Source organism: Pseudomonas sp. LBUM1645, assembly GCF_059716185.1.
This window is the reverse complement of the sequence record NZ_CP166811.1, coordinates 3504183-3519177: the sequence shown is the minus strand read 5'-3', so window position 1 is coordinate 3519177 and position 14995 is coordinate 3504183. Positions and strand designations below refer to the sequence as shown.

The window sequence follows — 14995 nt, the reverse complement described above, 5'->3', positions numbered from 1 at the left end:
ATCCATCGTGTAAATCGCTGCAACACATCGCTGACACACGCCGGACGTCTGGCTCATCGCCGTAAGATAAACGTCATCTAGGCGAACCACTATGGAAATAGGCGACTCGCCTCTCTTCCGAGTGCTCGTCATGACAACACCTCTCCCTTCAGGCCCGGCGGAAAACGCAGACGATGAGGCGCACGCTGCACTGAAATCCCTAGTGGCTCTGCGAAAAAAGATGAGCAGCGCATCGCAGTCTCACCTTGATGTATCGCGCATTCATCCGAGCTATCGCGACAGTGCCGCAAACCTCCTCGATTACCTTGTCCTCAGGCGCCACGACATCCGGCCACTGCAGACTCAGTTGACTTCATTGGGCCTATCGTCACTTGGAAGAAGCGAACGCGATGTCCGTGGCTCAGTAGACCGAGTGATATCTGTGCTTGAGCGAATGACCTCAAGAGCGGTGTCCTGCGGTAATGAAGGCCAGAAAAGGCCTCCAAAAAAAGATGCAATATCGTTGGTTGAACACGGCAAGGCTCTCTTCGGCTGCCACGACCGTGACAGAGCCGTTCGTATCATGGTCACCATGCCTACAGAAGCCGCCGGTGATTATGAGTTCGTTGAACGCCTGGTGGCAGCGGGCATGAACTGCCAACGGATCAACTGTGAACATGATGGGCCGGAACAATGGCTGGCGATGATTGAACATGTTCGCCGGGCGAGCCTCAAGTTGGGAAAACCCTGTCAGGTCGCAATGGATCTTCCTGGGCCAAAACTTCGCACCGGTGCCCTGGCCGAAGGTATGCCGGTGCTCAAGATCCGCCCGCTACGCGATGACACGGGCAAAGTGCTGAAACCAGGGAGACTTTATCTAACATCAGACGCTTTTCCGGCAGCTGACTCCATCCAGTTACCCGCTGAGTGGCTGGAACAGATCGAGGTGGGTGACATCCTAAAATGCCATGATGCACGCTTTTCCAAACGCACAATGCGCGTGGTCGAAACGCATACTCAAGGCATTTGGGTGGAGCTTGATCAAACCACCTACCTCGTGCCGGAAATGGAGCTGAAACTCCAGACGCCCGCTGAACGCAAATCCACCGGGCGAGTTATCGCTGTGCCTCCTAAGTCTCAAACCATTAAATTGCATGAGGGTGATCTGCTAACGCTCACAAGAGATCCTGATGAAGGAGGCCCGGCGATAGTGGACGAAGCAGGCAATGTGATTACCTCGGCACACATCAGCTGCACGTCTGACGCAATCTTCCTTGCAACGAAATCCGGCGACCCGATATGGTTTGACGATGGGAAGATCGGTGGTGAGGTGTTATCCAAAACGACCAATGCGTTGCACATTGAGATTCATCACGCACCGGGTGGTGTGAAGCTCAAGGCTGACAAAGGAATCAATCTTCCCGACACAAATCTCGGTCTCAAGGCTTTGGCCGAAGACGATATCGCAGCGCTTGAGTTTGCCGTTCAGCACGCCGACATCATTGAACTCTCGTTCGTCAATCAAGCAGAAGATGTTCGATCTCTTTTTCAGCATCTGGAACGCCTGAACGCTGAGCATTTGGGAGTTGTATTGAAAATCGAAACCCGCCAAGGTTTCGAAAATCTAACGGATTTGCTGCTCACAGGTATGAGGAGTCCAAGATTAGGGATCATGATTGCCCGGGGTGACTTGGCGGTGGAGACAGGTTTCGAACGAACCGCTGAGCTGCAGGAAGAAATGCTTTGTCTATGCGAGGCCGCCCACGTCCCCGTCATCTGGGCCACGCAAGTCCTTGAGTCCTCAGCCAAGACGGGCGCCCCTACCCGAGCGGAGATCACTGACGCAGCCATGGGCATCCGCGCCGAGTGCGTGATGCTGAACAAAGGGCCGTTTATCCTCAAGGCCATCAGCACGCTGGACGACCTGCTTAAACGCATGCAAAGCCACCATGACAAAAAGCGCGACATGCTGAGAAAGCTGCGCGTTGCAAGGTTACCCGTGCAATCAGAGTAACAGAATTGTCATCTGCTACTCTGTCCTCACATTACTCCGTGCGAGGACGATGATGTCATTTGTCGACGATTTCGTGGCCCAGATCATTTCCCTAGAAGTCTCCCTTTATCACTCGCGAGCTCGGCTGCAAGCCAACAGTGATAGCGAAGCGCTGCATGACCTGAGGATTGCAGTTCGGAAAATACGAAGCCTTTTGCGACCACTGCGCAACATGCCTGAGGTTGTAGAATTGAATCAGGCTGCCGCTGAAGTAGGCAGGGCCACTACCCCCACGAGAGATCTGGAGGTCATCGTTGATGAACTTCGGAAGATGGGGTACCCGCGCCAAGCAATGAGCCGAACCGGAACACTCGCAGAAAATTATCGGAAGATTGCCGGCAGCTCAGCATTCAACAGATTGTTTGGAGAGCTGGATCGATGGACAGAGTTGTTCAGGGCCGCCGAGAGGGCCGGCGATCTTGCCCATATCAGAAGACACATTCAGAAAGCCCTGAAGAAAAGAATCAACCAACTGATCGCCGGGCTTCGGGACAAGCATTTTGACCGGCACGAGCTAAGAATCATCGTGAAAAATGCGAGATATCTCACCGATGCTTTTCCAACATTGTCACCGCTCAGAGCCAAATCCAAAGCTCAATTGAAGTCGGTACAAGCGTCGCTCGGCTCATGGCACGATCATCATCAGTGGTGCCTGCGGGCCGAATCTGAAAGTGATTTGGTCGAAATCGCGCCTACGTGGCAAATCGCATCAGAAAAAGCGTTAGCCGATGCTGAGTTGAAATTGGCGTCGCTGCTCGATCACCTCGAAAAAGACTTGGAAAAGTCAAAAGATTAATGTGCACAAAACCTATTGAAACCATCATTTAGATCCTGCTTGGACAAGGCCGGATTAATACGATACCGGCTTTTTAACAAGCGTTAGTCACGGCGGATCAATCGCCCGAATCAGACGCACAGCGCTTAAGCAAAGTCCTGATCGAGCCGCGGACATTTCGCTTGTCCGCAGGCGATTGCCGGCACGATAATTCCGACACGGCCAGCGCGGCGGCCAGGTGCGTCTTGCCTGTATCCAGCCCGCCGATGAGTACCGCGTTTTGTGCCGTGTCGGTAAAGCTCAGGCTCGTCAGCTCCCTGATTAGGTGAGAGTCGGCGCTGGAAACGGTGATGCGCCAGCCTGTCGATCTATCGGCGCCCCTTTCGATGGGTAATGATCTAGTTCTTCCAAGTCCAGCATCCGAAGGCCAATTAGAAAAGCACGCCTGCCTCCGCGAGCACACGAACCTGATCGCGCTGGGTACCGTCATCGCCAAAGGTTGAGCCGGAGGTGACCTCCTCGGCGCGCACATAGGCAAGCTCGCCGCGCACGAAGAAGCGACCGTCTTGATAGGTGGGTGTTGCGGTCAGCGACCAGGCGTTGGAGCCTGTCCCATAAAGCAGGTTGGTGGGCGAGCAGTCCTCGTCAGCTCCGCAGTCGCCGCCGTTGCTGTCCAGGTATTCGGCGCGGGCGCCGATCGACCAGTGGCTGGAGAAATTGTACTTGGCCAGGAACGCGGCCCCGTAGGTTTCCGCCGTGCGATCAACACCAGCTTGTGAGTCGTCATCGACCCGGGTGTATTGCAGGTAAGGCGTGAGCGTCAATGCCCCTTCGGTGTGGGTAAAGATCAAGTTATAAATCTGGCTGTTGTTCTGCGCCGTTGGCGTCGCGACCGAGGACTTCGAGTTGCTGGAGAAATTCCCGCCCCCGATCACGCTCAAGGTGTTGGCGGCATCAAAGGCGTATGAGAAGGAGCCAGTCACCCAGTTGTACTTGCCGGAATAGAAACCGTCGTTCAGCGATAGCGCTGCATTGGTCTTGCCGCCGGAGTAGTTAACCTGCACACCACGGCTGATGGCAGGCTCCTGGTTCCACAGCAGCCCGCGCTGGATGTTGATGTTCTGGAAGGTGAAGGTCGACTCGGCCCCGATCATTGTGGGCAGCGAGCCGGCCATCACAGAGATTTCCGGGCTGATCACCGCCTTCAAGTAACCGACGGGTACATCGCCGTAAAGCCTGTCCACGGTCTTGTCCGATTTGAGATAGGCCGTACCGAGGGAGGGCAGCGCATACCATCCGGCCTGAATGTAGAACTGCAGCGGCCCATCGATCGTCTGGATTTCCACCTGGGCGTTGCTGACATCCGACAGCGACTGCGAATTGCCGGTGTCGGGTGCATCGACCACATGGTTTTGCCACAGGGCGATCCCCGTCAGTTGCCCACTTACGTAGACTTTCCCCTGCGGGCCGGCATCAATGGCAAAAGGGTTGTCGTTCGGCTGCAACGTGCTGGAAAGGCTGGGTGCGGACAGTGGGTCGGCTGAAACACTGGTGACCGCAAGCAGGGCTGCAACGCCACCATATATTCGGAGAAAAATGCGGGCTTGGTTCGAACTTTTTCCCGAAACTACGAGACGACCATCAAGACCTGAAAAACGCGTGACGCACTGCTTCATAGTGATGCTCTCGACACCTTGGATAAACAGCGAGAGAGCGTATTGAATCGTGCGTCAAGTTGTAGTCGTATTTTTCTTCAGCCGCATAAAATTTCAATAAAAAACAATAGATTGTCATGGTCTAAACAGCGCAATGAGTTCTAACTTACCCTATTACGAGTACACATAACCGACTCCACGCTGCTGGGATCAAAACCACGATTCTACCATTCACGCAGCGTCCGCCTGCTTCCACGCCATTCTGGTTTCGGTAAAGAACTTACACATGAGCCATGAATAATATGACCCCGACGACGTCTGAAAGCGCAGCCTCGAGCGCCGCCTATAACGATTTCCAGAGCCAAATGCAGTCACGTGTTCAGGAAGGCCAGCCCTATCCACTCGGAGCTACATGGGACGGTTCCGGGGTCAATTTTGCAATTTTCTCGGCCCACGCTACAAAGGTCGAACTTTGCTTATTCGACGCCGAGGGGAAAGAAGAAATCGAGCGGATTGAGCTGCCAGAGTTCACTAACGAAACTTGGCACGGTTACCTACCCGACGCCCGGCCTGGCACTTTATATGGCTATCGAGTGCACGGGCCTTATGAGCCGCAAAACGGCCATCGCTTCAACCATCACAAGCTGCTCATCGACCCGTACGCCAAGCAGATCGTGGGTGAGCTGCAGTGGGACGATGCGCTGTTTGGTTACACTATAGGGCATCCCGACGCTGACCTATCGTTCGATGAGCGCGACAGCGCGCCGTTCATGCCGCGCTGCCGGGTGATCGATCCAGCGTTTACCTGGGGCAACACGCCCAAGCCAAATGTTCCATGGGCCCGTACCGTTTTCTATGAAACCCACGTGCGCGGTTTCACCAAACAACATCCCAGTGTTCCAGAGATTGCGCGCGGTACGTTTGCCGCTTTCCACGAAAGTGATGTGGTGGAATACATCAAGTCGCTGGGCATAACTTCGGTTGAGCTGATGCCTATCCATCACTTTCTGGATGACAACCACCTGCTTGAGAAAGGCCTGCGAAATTATTGGGGTTACAACACGTTGGCGTTCTTCGCGCCGCATGCACGCTACATGGCTGGCAGTTCGATCGGTGAATTCAAGATTATGGTCTCGCGACTTCACAAGGCTGGCCTAGAGGTCATTCTAGACGTCGTCTACAACCATACTGCCGAAGGCAACGAGATGGGCCCGACTCTGTCTCTCAAGGGCATCGACAACGCCAACTATTACCGCCTGATGCCGAACGATGCACGCTACTACATCAACGACACCGGTACTGGTAACACCCTGAACATGAGCCATCCTTGCGTTCTACAGATGGTCACTGACTCGTTGCGCTATTGGAGTAACGAGATGGGGGTTGACGGCTTCCGCTTCGACTTGGCGACCATCCTTGGCCGCGAACCCCACGGCTACGATGAAGGCGGTGGCTTTCTCGACGCCTGCCGCCAAGACCCGACCCTGAACCACGTCAAATTGATTGCAGAACCTTGGGATTGCGGCCCTGGCGGCTATCAGGTCGGTAATTTCCCCCCAGGCTGGATGGAGTGGAACGACAAGTTTCGCGACATCTCCCGCGCTTTCTGGAAAGGCGACGATGATCGCCTCGGTGATTTCGCCAAAATCTTCCTGGCCTCTGGCGATCAGTTCAACCGACGCGGTCGCGAGCCAGCCTCCTCTGTAAACTTCATTACTGCCCACGATGGCTTCACGCTGAACGACTTGGTGTCTTACAACGATAAGCACAACGAAGCCAACGGCGAAGATAACCGCGATGGGCACTCGGATAACCGCTCCTGGAACTGCGGAGTCGAAGGCGAAACCGATGACCCCGAGATCATCGAGTTGCGCTACCGCCAGATGCGCAATTTACTCTCCACGCTGTTCCTGGCTCAAGGCACGCCCATGCTGCTGGCCGGCGACGAGTTTGCAAGAACTCAAGGCGGCAGTAACAACGCTTATTGCCAGGACAGCGAGATCGGCTGGATCAACTGGGAAATCAGCGAAAAAAGCGCCGAGCTGCAGGACTTCACGCGGTACCTGATCGACCTACGCAAGCGCTACCCATTGCTGCGTCGCAACCGGTTCTTCACGGGCGTCTACAACGAGTATCTGGATATCAAGGACGTCAGCTGGTTACAGCCCAATGGCCAGGAGATGGGCCACGAGCAATGGAGTGATGGTAGCAACCGCTGCATGGGCATTCTGCTTGATGGCCGTGCGCAACCCACCGGCATTCGTAAAGCCGGTGGAGAGAACTCGCTGCTGATTATCGTCAACTCACATTTCGACGTAGTCGCCTTCGTCTTGCCCGAAGTGCCGCAAGGGCAAAATTGGAAATTGCAGTTAGATACCAACCAGCCGGAGCTGGAAGTAGCGGAAGTATTCAAGTTTGGCGACAGCTACCAAGTGGCTGGGCGTTCGACATTGCTATTTGAACTGGCCGTCAGCCAGAAAAAGAAACGCCGATAGCCTGCCCTGAGCGATCCAGCCGGTTGGAAATACCTGAGTTATCCAGGGATGGGTAACCAGCGTCGAAATCCAGCGCCGCCCTTCCCTGTCAAAGGGCACCAGGCAAAATCCCAGAGAGTCGGTGGAAATTTTTTTACTCGGGCCCTTTGGTACTCAAACCAAACTCACTTGGTCAACCAGGATTCGACAGTGCCGGAGCCGCGCCCGGCTTCCCAGACCTTTTGCTAAGCTGAGCTCTTTCATGGAGGAATCGCGATGCCAAATTCAGACCTGCTCCCTTCCCTACTCTTCAAGATCAATCAAAACCAGCTTGCCCTTGAGGCCGCTATCATGGAACTGACGTTGTGGGTCGAACAGCGCGGATCGGGCGAGGTTGGAGGCAACGTGCGTAGTGCGCTGGAAACGATTAGCAAGAATGAGGAGTTCAAGTGCGGCGCAACAGATCTTCAAAGGCAGCCTGTGTTGCCGCTGACCGAAAACTGACCCAGTAAAGGCTGTTCTGCCGACTGAAAACTGACCCAGGTGTTCAACTGCTTCTGCTCACTTTCCGAGCTAGCCTCACAGTACACCCTATACCTAAATATGGAGTCCGTTCGCTTTGCCTTCCCCAAGCACGAAGGCGGACAGCTGAATTATTGCTCCGCTCACAGGTAAATCCAAAAAGCGGCGAATTTTTTTTACATCAAGTCGCGCACGCACGCTTGGTTGAACAGATAACATGGCCCACACTCAGTGATTGAAAATAGCTCCTCGATATATCCGCAAATAAACTTGAGAGTGAGCCTTTCGATTTATCATGATAGGCAAGCGAAATATCTAAATTACCTATTAGTGGAAAGCCTTCAGACTCTCCCAACACACGAAGCTCGTCATGAACAGTGCTCAACAACACAGCAGATACATAACAGCCAGACGACAAGGCCGCGAGAATCCCCGCATGGCTTGTACTATGATAACTTATCCGGTACGCCTTTTTGACTCGATTTAAAGCGTTTAATATTAAGTCTCTATCTCCGCAGCCCTTAGTAAAAAGCGCTAGAGGGACAGGATTTTTTTCAACAATTTTGCTCTCGTAAGTGCAAACCCATTTCAGGGGTTCTGAGTGAAGGAGTTCCGACGGCACGCTCGACGGGCATCCCTGCGTCAGCACAACATCAAGCTCGCCAGCTTCATAGCTCTGCCAAATTTGACTGCTGTATCCGCAATGCACCTCGATTTCAATATCAGGAAAGCGGTCTGCACAACACTTTATAATTTCCGAGAAGTAGTTAGATGCATAAGTATCAGACGTCCCAACTCTAACTACACCCTTGTAAGATTTATCAGTTAATTTTGCTACTGCTTGATCATTAACTTCCAAAATTTTTATTGCATAAGCAAGCATGCTATCGCCATGAGCAGTCAGCTCCAGCATTCGCTTACCTCTAACAAAAAGATCTGAACCTAGATGGCCTTCAAGTTTTTGTATCTGCTGACTGATAGCAGATTGGACGCGGCATAACTTCTGGGATGCCTTGGAAAAACTTTTAAGCTCGGCAACGGTGACAAATGCACGTAGCTGATTCATGTCCAAATTCATTTTGATAATCCATCATCACATTCCGAGATAGGGCGTATCATAATTATTAACGCGTAGATAGTCAATCTATGACTTACTATTGAAGCCTAAATTAACAGGGAGTCAAATGATGGCGTCGAAGATTATCGGAAAAATCAACATCAGCGCTTACGACTTAGAAACTGACGTTAAATATCTTAACTCGGTCACTAAGCAGCCTGAAGAATATGATGAGTTTGGCCAAGGGTATTGGAAAAATCTTTCTGTTTATAACGCAAGCGGCGACGCATCGGACACTCAATACAGGAATACCGATAAATGCTTTCGTACTGAACATGCGAAACTTTGTCCGGGCATCCAAAATCTGGTATCGCAGCATTTTAAACTCGATAACCTCAAAATGATCCGCGCTAGAAGCCTCGTCGACGGTTTGGTTATACCGCACCGCGACTTTGTTGAGCTTGATAAAGCGACAACCTACTTCCGGGTTTTCGTAGCCCTTGAGAATAACGACGAAGCCTTCCACTCTGACGAGCGTGGCGTTTTCCAAATGATGGCAGGTGAAGTCTGGTTTTTGGACGCGGGGATCAGCCATGCAGCTGTGAATTTCGGACTGAAAAGCCGTATGTTTCTCTGCTTGGACTTCATGTATGAGGGCGAGTTTGAATATACCGATATTTTTGCTGCCCCTTCCTCGCTTGCCCCCTATCGCAACTCCTTCCATATAAAACGCGAACCCTTCTCAGACATCAATAAAAAAGAGGTAATTGCCGCGACCTCAAAAATTATCAATCGCTTTACTTTCAAAGATATAATATTCGCTCTTTCCAAATATCATTTCATTTATGATTTGCCAGTATCATCTTGCTACGACTGGATAATTAGTGCCGCAGAGCAGGCAAACAATGGCGAAATCGTTAAAAAGGCTAAGTCTTTGCGTCGATATCTTATTGAGAAAAGAGACATGGGTGAGCGCTACACAATAAACGACTGGAACGTGTAATCTGGAGCTTCGCTATGAACACTTTAGAAAAATATTCACCATTACTATTTCTCTTAATGTGGAGTAGCGGAGCCATATTCGTCAAGCTAGGGCTTGAGGATGCGTCTGTTTCCGTATTCCTCACTATACGCTCCGTAGGTGCTAGTTTGGCGCTGCTTATCGTATGCGCCTTAATTGCAGGCGAGCGCGGATTAAAAGAGACATTGCTACTGCCAAAACGCTTGCTGCTACGAGCAATACTGATTGGTGTCTTGTTGCAAGTAGGCTATCAGACGGCTTACTTTTTAGCCCTCAACTACAAATTAACTCCAGGGGTTCTTGCAATAATTTTAGGCCTTCAACCAATTTTAACCCCGATATTCGCGAATGAAAAAATTGGCAAAATAGGATATTTTTATTTACTTCTTGGATTGACAGGTTTGACAATCGCTATTTTTGGGGCGCGCGACCTTGGTGCCGTAACCATGCTTGGACTGTTCTTCGGCTTGATATCTGTCATAGCTATAAGCGCCGGTTCAGTTATGCAGAAGAAGTCCGTAATTGATCCTGTTATCGCAGCTTTCTACCAAGCTCTGACCGCATCTTGCATTTTTCTATTACTACTCCCTTTCACCGAGATAAAACTTAACTTAACTCCCACATTTATAGTTTCAGCCACATGGATGACGATTGTAGTATCAACATTGGCCGTATTACTTTTATTCCGTATGTTAGCGAAAAACTCAGCAAGCAAGGTCGGCGTACTTTTCTACATGGTTCCAGTAATCACAATGCTTTTGGACTACCTCACATTCGGAAATAAAGTCACTTGGATTACTATCATGGGAGCTTTATTAGTGATCGTAGCAGTAAAAGGCTTCGGAAAAGTCCAGCTTACCCCGGTCGTTCTCACATCTAAGGCTTAGAGCAACCACATAGTACAACTGATGCGAAAAACAGCTTGATGCGGGCGACCTCTCCTTTATTCATCTCGGCCCGCCCTTCGTTTTGCCGGAGAACTTAAAAGATCGACTCTCAATGATCTCCAAAAAAAAGGGCCCAAAAGGCCCTTTTGTACTCAAACCAAAATCACTTGGTCAGCCAGGACTCGACAGTCGCCGAACCATCCAGCCCGACAGCTGCTCTGAGATAGCTTACTGCCGAATATTCTAGGCAAAACGTACACCGTGTCACCTTATCGCACCCGACAAAGATGCCCCTCAAACAGCCCTTTGCGCGCATTCCGACTTATTCGACTTCTCGAAGAAAATCACCCCCGATACTGAAATCTGCGACCTTTGTGTTCTTCACCAAGCCGCCAAAGCCATTCTTGCCTCTGAATGCAAGGAAGACGCGGATATAGCTTCCCTTGTCGATGTACTTGGTCTCGACGTGGTCATAACTGTCCGGGTCATTCATGGCCTCCTTGATCATCCGCTCGAATTGGTAGTGCACACCGGAGTAACCGCTGAATTGCGCTTCAATTTTCTTTTGGCGCTCTGCCTTAGCCACTGAAGCAGCCAACGCTGCAGCCTCCTTGGCGGCTTTCTCATCACGAGCCTTAACGAATCGATCAAGCTTTTGCTTATACAACTTGTTCGTCGGCTCCAATGAGACCAGCTGGGCGTAGACCGTGAACGCTTGGTCGTAATCTGTGGCGCCGACAGTGGACAGTTGCTTGGTTAGCTCAGCAATTTTAGCGAGACGTGTTTTTTCGGCCTCAGTGCGTTCAACGTCCTCCCTGAGGCTAACGTAACGATTGAGGATCAGATCAAACTCAGGGTCTTGCACCGCGAGGATGAAGCGATCTCGGATCGCCTTCGCCGTCGCCAGATTCTTACCATCTACAGCAGCCGCAAACTCCGACAGCACTGACGCCCGGTTCGCCGCAAAGTACGCTTGGGTACCGCTCAACTGAGCCGCCGCGTCAGCGGCCTGCTTGGCTTCTGCTGCGCGATCATCGGCGATGGCCTGAATGCGGCTTTCCTCTGCAGCTTCAGCGGCTACCCTCGCGGTGTGCTCAGAGAGCACGTAAGTCGAGCTCGCTAGCGCGACAAGGACGATTATCACTCTACAGTGCAGCGGGTCATCGGCATTGAGCCAGGACAAGATGCGGGAGAAACCATAGGGACTCACAACAGCGCCAAACGCGATCAGCATCAGGCCGGCGATCCAACTCTCCCGCGTGACCATTGCGCCGAGCAGCACCAAGGCCACGGTTACTATCCACCACAGGTTGTTCAGTTCCTTGAATGGTTGTGGTGAGGTTACAGTAGTCGAATTAGCCATGTCGTTTACTCCTTGTGATCCATGGTGGCGATGCCGCAGTTCAGCTCGTAACCCCTGCCAGTCGACCAAACGCTTTTACTGAGAAATACGCGATAACCGTTGAACGCATCTTCGAAGGGCTTGCCCTGACCTACTCGCTTGGCCATGTCAGCGGGCGCCTCCCCCACCAGGTTGGTGACCATCTTGGAGCAGATATCCGCCAGGACTTTTGTGTCCTTCGCCGCGTGGACGGCTTGATTGACGTTGAGCATGACTTTTACGCGAGTTACTTGGGTGCTGGTGCCGCGACCATACAGCGCCAAATTATTCGGGAGACCGGCAGTGCCAAGTTCCTTGTAAGGGGTCGCGCAGGAGTAGACGCCGTCGCTCAGTTCGCTGTAGCCGCTGGCGTTAACCTGGAAGCCCGGAACCTCCGTCAATGCGTTACAGGCGTCCAGAGGGGTGAACGGCACGCTCGCTGCGGCGTAAGTAGGTTGACCAGGGATGAATAGACCAACAGCGAGTATAAGTGCAGCCAAGCGACTTACGAACGCTTTGCCTGGGAGATATTTGGCCTCGCCACTGAAGAATGCGACTGCATCGCTGTAGCTCTCTATCGAGCGTGTAAACGCGTTCAAGTCGAAGCTTTTCGGATAGGTTTCCTGTGCGGTCAGCTCTCTGACGAAGTTGTCGGTAAACGTCGTGAAAGACGTGCTCACAGCCTGAGAGGCTTTGATTCGGCTTCGGGTGTTGGGTTTCAGTGCGCCGAGTACAACATTGGTGACGAACGCAGAGACGGTTTCGCGCCAGGCAGATTCGTCGATCATCTTGAACCCTTTGTCGATGGTCCCGCTTTGCCGCTTAGCTTTCAGTTCCTCGAAGTGCTGCTGGACTGCTGCAAAAGTTGCTTTGGCGAACTCTGCGTAATCGCTGTGACGTACCCACCGCAGGTAGTAGCCACGATAGAAAAAGAACGTAAACACTGCCCACACCAGACAGACACCGACCATGGTTGTTTTCATACAGACACCTTGCTCCTGATCCCCAAACTAGGCCTACTGGCCAAAAAATGGCAACGATGAGGGCCGAGACCTGCAAAATCAAGCGAGATGTTTAAAGCGACTTTTTACCTTGCAGATGTTCTTTTGTAATGCAACTCGCAGAGTCCATAACGCATCTAATAAAAAGGCCCTTGCGGGCCTTTTTTTACTCAAACCAAATTCACTTGGTCAGCCAGGACTCGACAGTGTCGGAACCGTATTTCGCTTTCCATTCTTTCAGCGTTTTGTGGTTGCCGCCTTTGGTTTCCACGACTTCGCCAGATTCTGGATTTTTGTAAACCTTCACTTGGCGTGGCTTGCGGCTGCCGGCTTTTTGCTCAGAAGCTGGCGCGCGACGACCAGCCTTAGGGTCAAGCAAGTTGATCACGTTCAGCAGGCTATAACCGTACTCGGCGAGCAAAGCGCGCAGCTTTGTTTCAAATTCAATTTCTTTCTTCAGGCCAGCATCGCCTTTCAGCGTTTCGAGAGCTTCGAGCTGCTCTGCTAGGTGTTTTTCGAGCTGGCGGAATTCTGCGAGCTTGGACATAGTTAACCTCGTAAATGATTGCGTGGATATGTGAGATAGGGCGAACCAAACAAGTTGTCCGTTCACCGCTGAAGAGTTGAGGTCAGGATATCTCACAACGCATCGGCCGTGCACTTCTGTGTAAGGTCGCGCGACCCACTTCTAATTTTTATCACAGCGGACATCGGGCGTTGGGAAAAAACCTCCATCCGATGTACGTCGACGGCAATTTACTTCGTAGGTTTAATCCAACTCGCTGATGCAAACCACTTTAGGCTGCGTCATGTCCTCATACGCAAATCGAACACCTTCGCGCCCCAGACTTCCGTACTTAAAACCACCGAAAGGCATGGCATCAAAACGATAATCGGAAGAATCATTGATCATCACACCACCCGCCTCAATCTGACGCGCTAGTTTCAAAGCTTTGGAAATGTCACGTGTAAAAAGACCTGCATGCAAGCTGTACTCTGTTGCGTTAGCCAGAGCAACAGCATCATCCAGATGGTCAAAAGGCTCCAGGATAACCACCGGCGCGAAGACCTCCTGCTGCCAAATCGTACTGCTATGCCTCACGTGTTCAAGCACAGTCGGCGCATAACTTCCCCCTTGGCGATGGTGCCCACACAGAAGAACGGCACCCTCGGCCAGCGCATCATTTACCAATTGTTCGGTACGACGCGCCGCCTGTTCCGTGATCATCGGGCCTACATCTGTTGCTCGCTGGTCAGGATCGCCCACCACCAATGCACGCGTTTGGCTGACAAAACGCTCACGGAAGTCCTCATAAATTGAACGATGAACAAGGATGCGCTGTGTGCCGATGCAATTCTGCCCTGCGGCCCAAAAGGCACCAGACACACAGGACTCCACGGTCGGTTCAATATCACAATCTTCAAGCACGAGAACCGGGGCATTCCCTCCGAGATCCATTGCCAACTTTTTCAACCCAGCGCTACGTGCAATAGCCTCTCCCGTGGCAAAGCCCCCCGTAAAGGAAATCATCCGAACTTCGCGTACCTCTACCAATGCTTTACCCAAGTCGACGCCACCTGTAGCCGGGGTAATCACAGAGGGTGGAAGTCCCGCTTTCACCAGGCACTCAACAAGCTTGAGAGCAGACAACGGCGCGAGTTCCGAGGGTTTCAAAATCACGGCATTGCCACCGGCGATTGCCGGGCCGAGTTTATGGGCGACCAAATTCAGCGGATCGTTGTAGGGAGTGATCGCGACGATAAGCCCCAACGGTTCCCGCGTGAACCAACCCTGACGCGACTCCGATCCTTCATATGCCCCAAATGGAATCACTTCCCCGGCGTTACGACGCGCCTCTTCCGCCGATAGCTTCAACGTGTTCACGCAACGCTTCACTTCCTTCTCTGCTTGTCGTAGCGTTTTTCCCGCCTCTGCAACGATCAGCTTGGCAAATGCATCAGACTCAAGATCCACACACCGGGCGGCGTCCTCAAGAATGCGCGCACGCAGGTGACGAGGCATTGCCGCACTCTCGCGCACGCCGATTCGCGCGCGTTCCAGCAAGCCAGGAACTGCGGCTGCATCGAGGCAAGGGACGCTCCCTACCAAGCGACCATCGAATGGACTGAACACATCAATCTGTTTGGCTTCAACAAGCTGGATACTGGCCATGCTGGATACGCTCATGA

At 52.2% G+C, this 14995-nt stretch carries 13 protein-coding genes; 6 read left to right on the top strand and 7 right to left on the bottom strand.

Annotated features, from left to right (window positions below; translation table 11 throughout):
- Positions 1–130 precede the first annotated feature (130 nt).
- Positions 131–1993, top strand: a complete 1863-nt coding sequence (locus ACA079_RS15715; protein ID WP_497704239.1) for a pyruvate kinase — start codon at positions 131–133, stop codon at positions 1991–1993.
- Between the two features lie 52 nt (positions 1994–2045).
- On the top strand, positions 2046–2828 hold the full coding sequence (locus ACA079_RS15710; protein WP_497704238.1) for a CHAD domain-containing protein: 783 nt from the start codon (positions 2046–2048) through the stop codon (positions 2826–2828).
- A 97-nt stretch (positions 2829–2925) separates the two neighbouring features.
- Here the strand turns inward: ACA079_RS15710 and ACA079_RS15705 are convergent, their stop codons facing one another.
- Positions 2926–3297, bottom strand: coding sequence for an ATP-binding protein (locus tag ACA079_RS15705; RefSeq protein ID WP_497704237.1), 372 nt, complete (start codon positions 3295–3297; stop codon positions 2926–2928).
- On the bottom strand, positions 3239–4483 hold the full coding sequence (locus tag ACA079_RS15700; RefSeq protein WP_497704236.1) for an outer membrane beta-barrel protein: 1245 nt from the start codon (positions 4481–4483) through the stop codon (positions 3239–3241). The genes ACA079_RS15705 and ACA079_RS15700 overlap by 59 nt, the downstream gene beginning before the upstream one ends.
- 272 nt (positions 4484–4755) lie before the next feature.
- On the opposite strand from ACA079_RS15700, the gene glgX reads away from it, so the two are divergent.
- Positions 4756–6957, top strand: coding sequence for a glycogen debranching protein GlgX (gene glgX, locus ACA079_RS15695; RefSeq protein ID WP_497704235.1), 2202 nt, complete (start codon positions 4756–4758; stop codon positions 6955–6957).
- A 255-nt stretch (positions 6958–7212) separates the two neighbouring features.
- Positions 7213–7440 carry a hypothetical protein gene (locus ACA079_RS15690; protein WP_497704234.1) on the top strand — a complete coding sequence of 76 codons (228 nt, stop codon included), beginning with the start codon at positions 7213–7215 and terminating at the stop codon, positions 7438–7440.
- A gap of 199 nt (positions 7441–7639) precedes the next feature.
- On the opposite strand, the gene ACA079_RS15685 is transcribed toward ACA079_RS15690, so the two are convergent.
- On the bottom strand, positions 7640–8524 hold the full coding sequence (locus ACA079_RS15685; RefSeq protein WP_247286856.1) for a LysR substrate-binding domain-containing protein: 885 nt from the start codon (positions 8522–8524) through the stop codon (positions 7640–7642).
- Between the two features lie 121 nt (positions 8525–8645).
- Here ACA079_RS15685 and ACA079_RS15680 point away from each other — a divergent pair, with 121 nt between their 5' ends.
- Positions 8646–9518, top strand: a complete 873-nt coding sequence (locus ACA079_RS15680; protein WP_497704233.1) for an aspartyl/asparaginyl beta-hydroxylase domain-containing protein — start codon at positions 8646–8648, stop codon at positions 9516–9518.
- Positions 9519–9532: 14 nt separating this feature from the next.
- Positions 9533–10423 (top strand): DMT family transporter, encoded by an 891-nt coding sequence (locus ACA079_RS15675; RefSeq protein ID WP_497704232.1) that lies wholly within the window; start codon positions 9533–9535, stop codon positions 10421–10423.
- Between the two features lie 322 nt (positions 10424–10745).
- On the opposite strand, the gene ACA079_RS15670 is transcribed toward ACA079_RS15675, so the two are convergent.
- The 4 genes from ACA079_RS15670 to ACA079_RS15655 all read right to left on the bottom strand — a co-directional run bounded on the left by ACA079_RS15670 (position 10746) and on the right by ACA079_RS15655 (position 14993).
- Entirely contained in the window at positions 10746–11786 is a 1041-nt protein-coding gene (locus ACA079_RS15670) for a hypothetical protein (RefSeq protein WP_497704231.1), read from the bottom strand.
- 5 nt (positions 11787–11791) lie between these two features.
- Positions 11792–12787 carry a hypothetical protein gene (locus ACA079_RS15665; protein ID WP_497704230.1) on the bottom strand — a complete coding sequence of 332 codons (996 nt, stop codon included), beginning with the start codon at positions 12785–12787 and terminating at the stop codon, positions 11792–11794.
- 199 nt (positions 12788–12986) lie between these two features.
- Positions 12987–13352 carry a histone-like nucleoid-structuring protein, MvaT/MvaU family gene (locus tag ACA079_RS15660; RefSeq protein WP_497704229.1) on the bottom strand — a complete coding sequence of 122 codons (366 nt, stop codon included), beginning with the start codon at positions 13350–13352 and terminating at the stop codon, positions 12987–12989.
- Between the two features lie 222 nt (positions 13353–13574).
- A complete protein-coding gene (locus tag ACA079_RS15655; protein WP_497266528.1) occupies positions 13575–14993 on the bottom strand; it encodes an aldehyde dehydrogenase family protein in 1419 nt (472 codons plus the stop codon).
- Positions 14994–14995: the final 2 nt, after the last annotated feature.

Coding starts and splice junctions, on each gene's coding strand:
- ACA079_RS15685 (WP_247286856.1), bottom strand. CDS start 8,524: ATGAATCAGCTACGTGCATTTGTCACCGTTGCCGAGCTTAAAAGTTTT.
- ACA079_RS15665 (WP_497704230.1), bottom strand. CDS start 12,787: ATGAAAACAACCATGGTCGGTGTCTGTCTGGTGTGGGCAGTGTTTACG.
- glgX (WP_497704235.1), top strand. CDS start 4,756: ATGAATAATATGACCCCGACGACGTCTGAAAGCGCAGCCTCGAGCGCC.
- ACA079_RS15675 (WP_497704232.1), top strand. CDS start 9,533: ATGAACACTTTAGAAAAATATTCACCATTACTATTTCTCTTAATGTGG.
- ACA079_RS15660 (WP_497704229.1), bottom strand. CDS start 13,352: ATGTCCAAGCTCGCAGAATTCCGCCAGCTCGAAAAACACCTAGCAGAG.
- ACA079_RS15690 (WP_497704234.1), top strand. CDS start 7,213: ATGCCAAATTCAGACCTGCTCCCTTCCCTACTCTTCAAGATCAATCAA.
- ACA079_RS15710 (WP_497704238.1), top strand. CDS start 2,046: ATGTCATTTGTCGACGATTTCGTGGCCCAGATCATTTCCCTAGAAGTC.
- ACA079_RS15705 (WP_497704237.1), bottom strand. CDS start 3,297: ATGACGGTACCCAGCGCGATCAGGTTCGTGTGCTCGCGGAGGCAGGCG.
- ACA079_RS15670 (WP_497704231.1), bottom strand. CDS start 11,786: ATGGCTAATTCGACTACTGTAACCTCACCACAACCATTCAAGGAACTG.
- ACA079_RS15680 (WP_497704233.1), top strand. CDS start 8,646: ATGGCGTCGAAGATTATCGGAAAAATCAACATCAGCGCTTACGACTTA.
- ACA079_RS15655 (WP_497266528.1), bottom strand. CDS start 14,993: ATGAGCGTATCCAGCATGGCCAGTATCCAGCTTGTTGAAGCCAAACAG.
- ACA079_RS15700 (WP_497704236.1), bottom strand. CDS start 4,483: ATGAAGCAGTGCGTCACGCGTTTTTCAGGTCTTGATGGTCGTCTCGTA.
- ACA079_RS15715 (WP_497704239.1), top strand. CDS start 131: ATGACAACACCTCTCCCTTCAGGCCCGGCGGAAAACGCAGACGATGAG.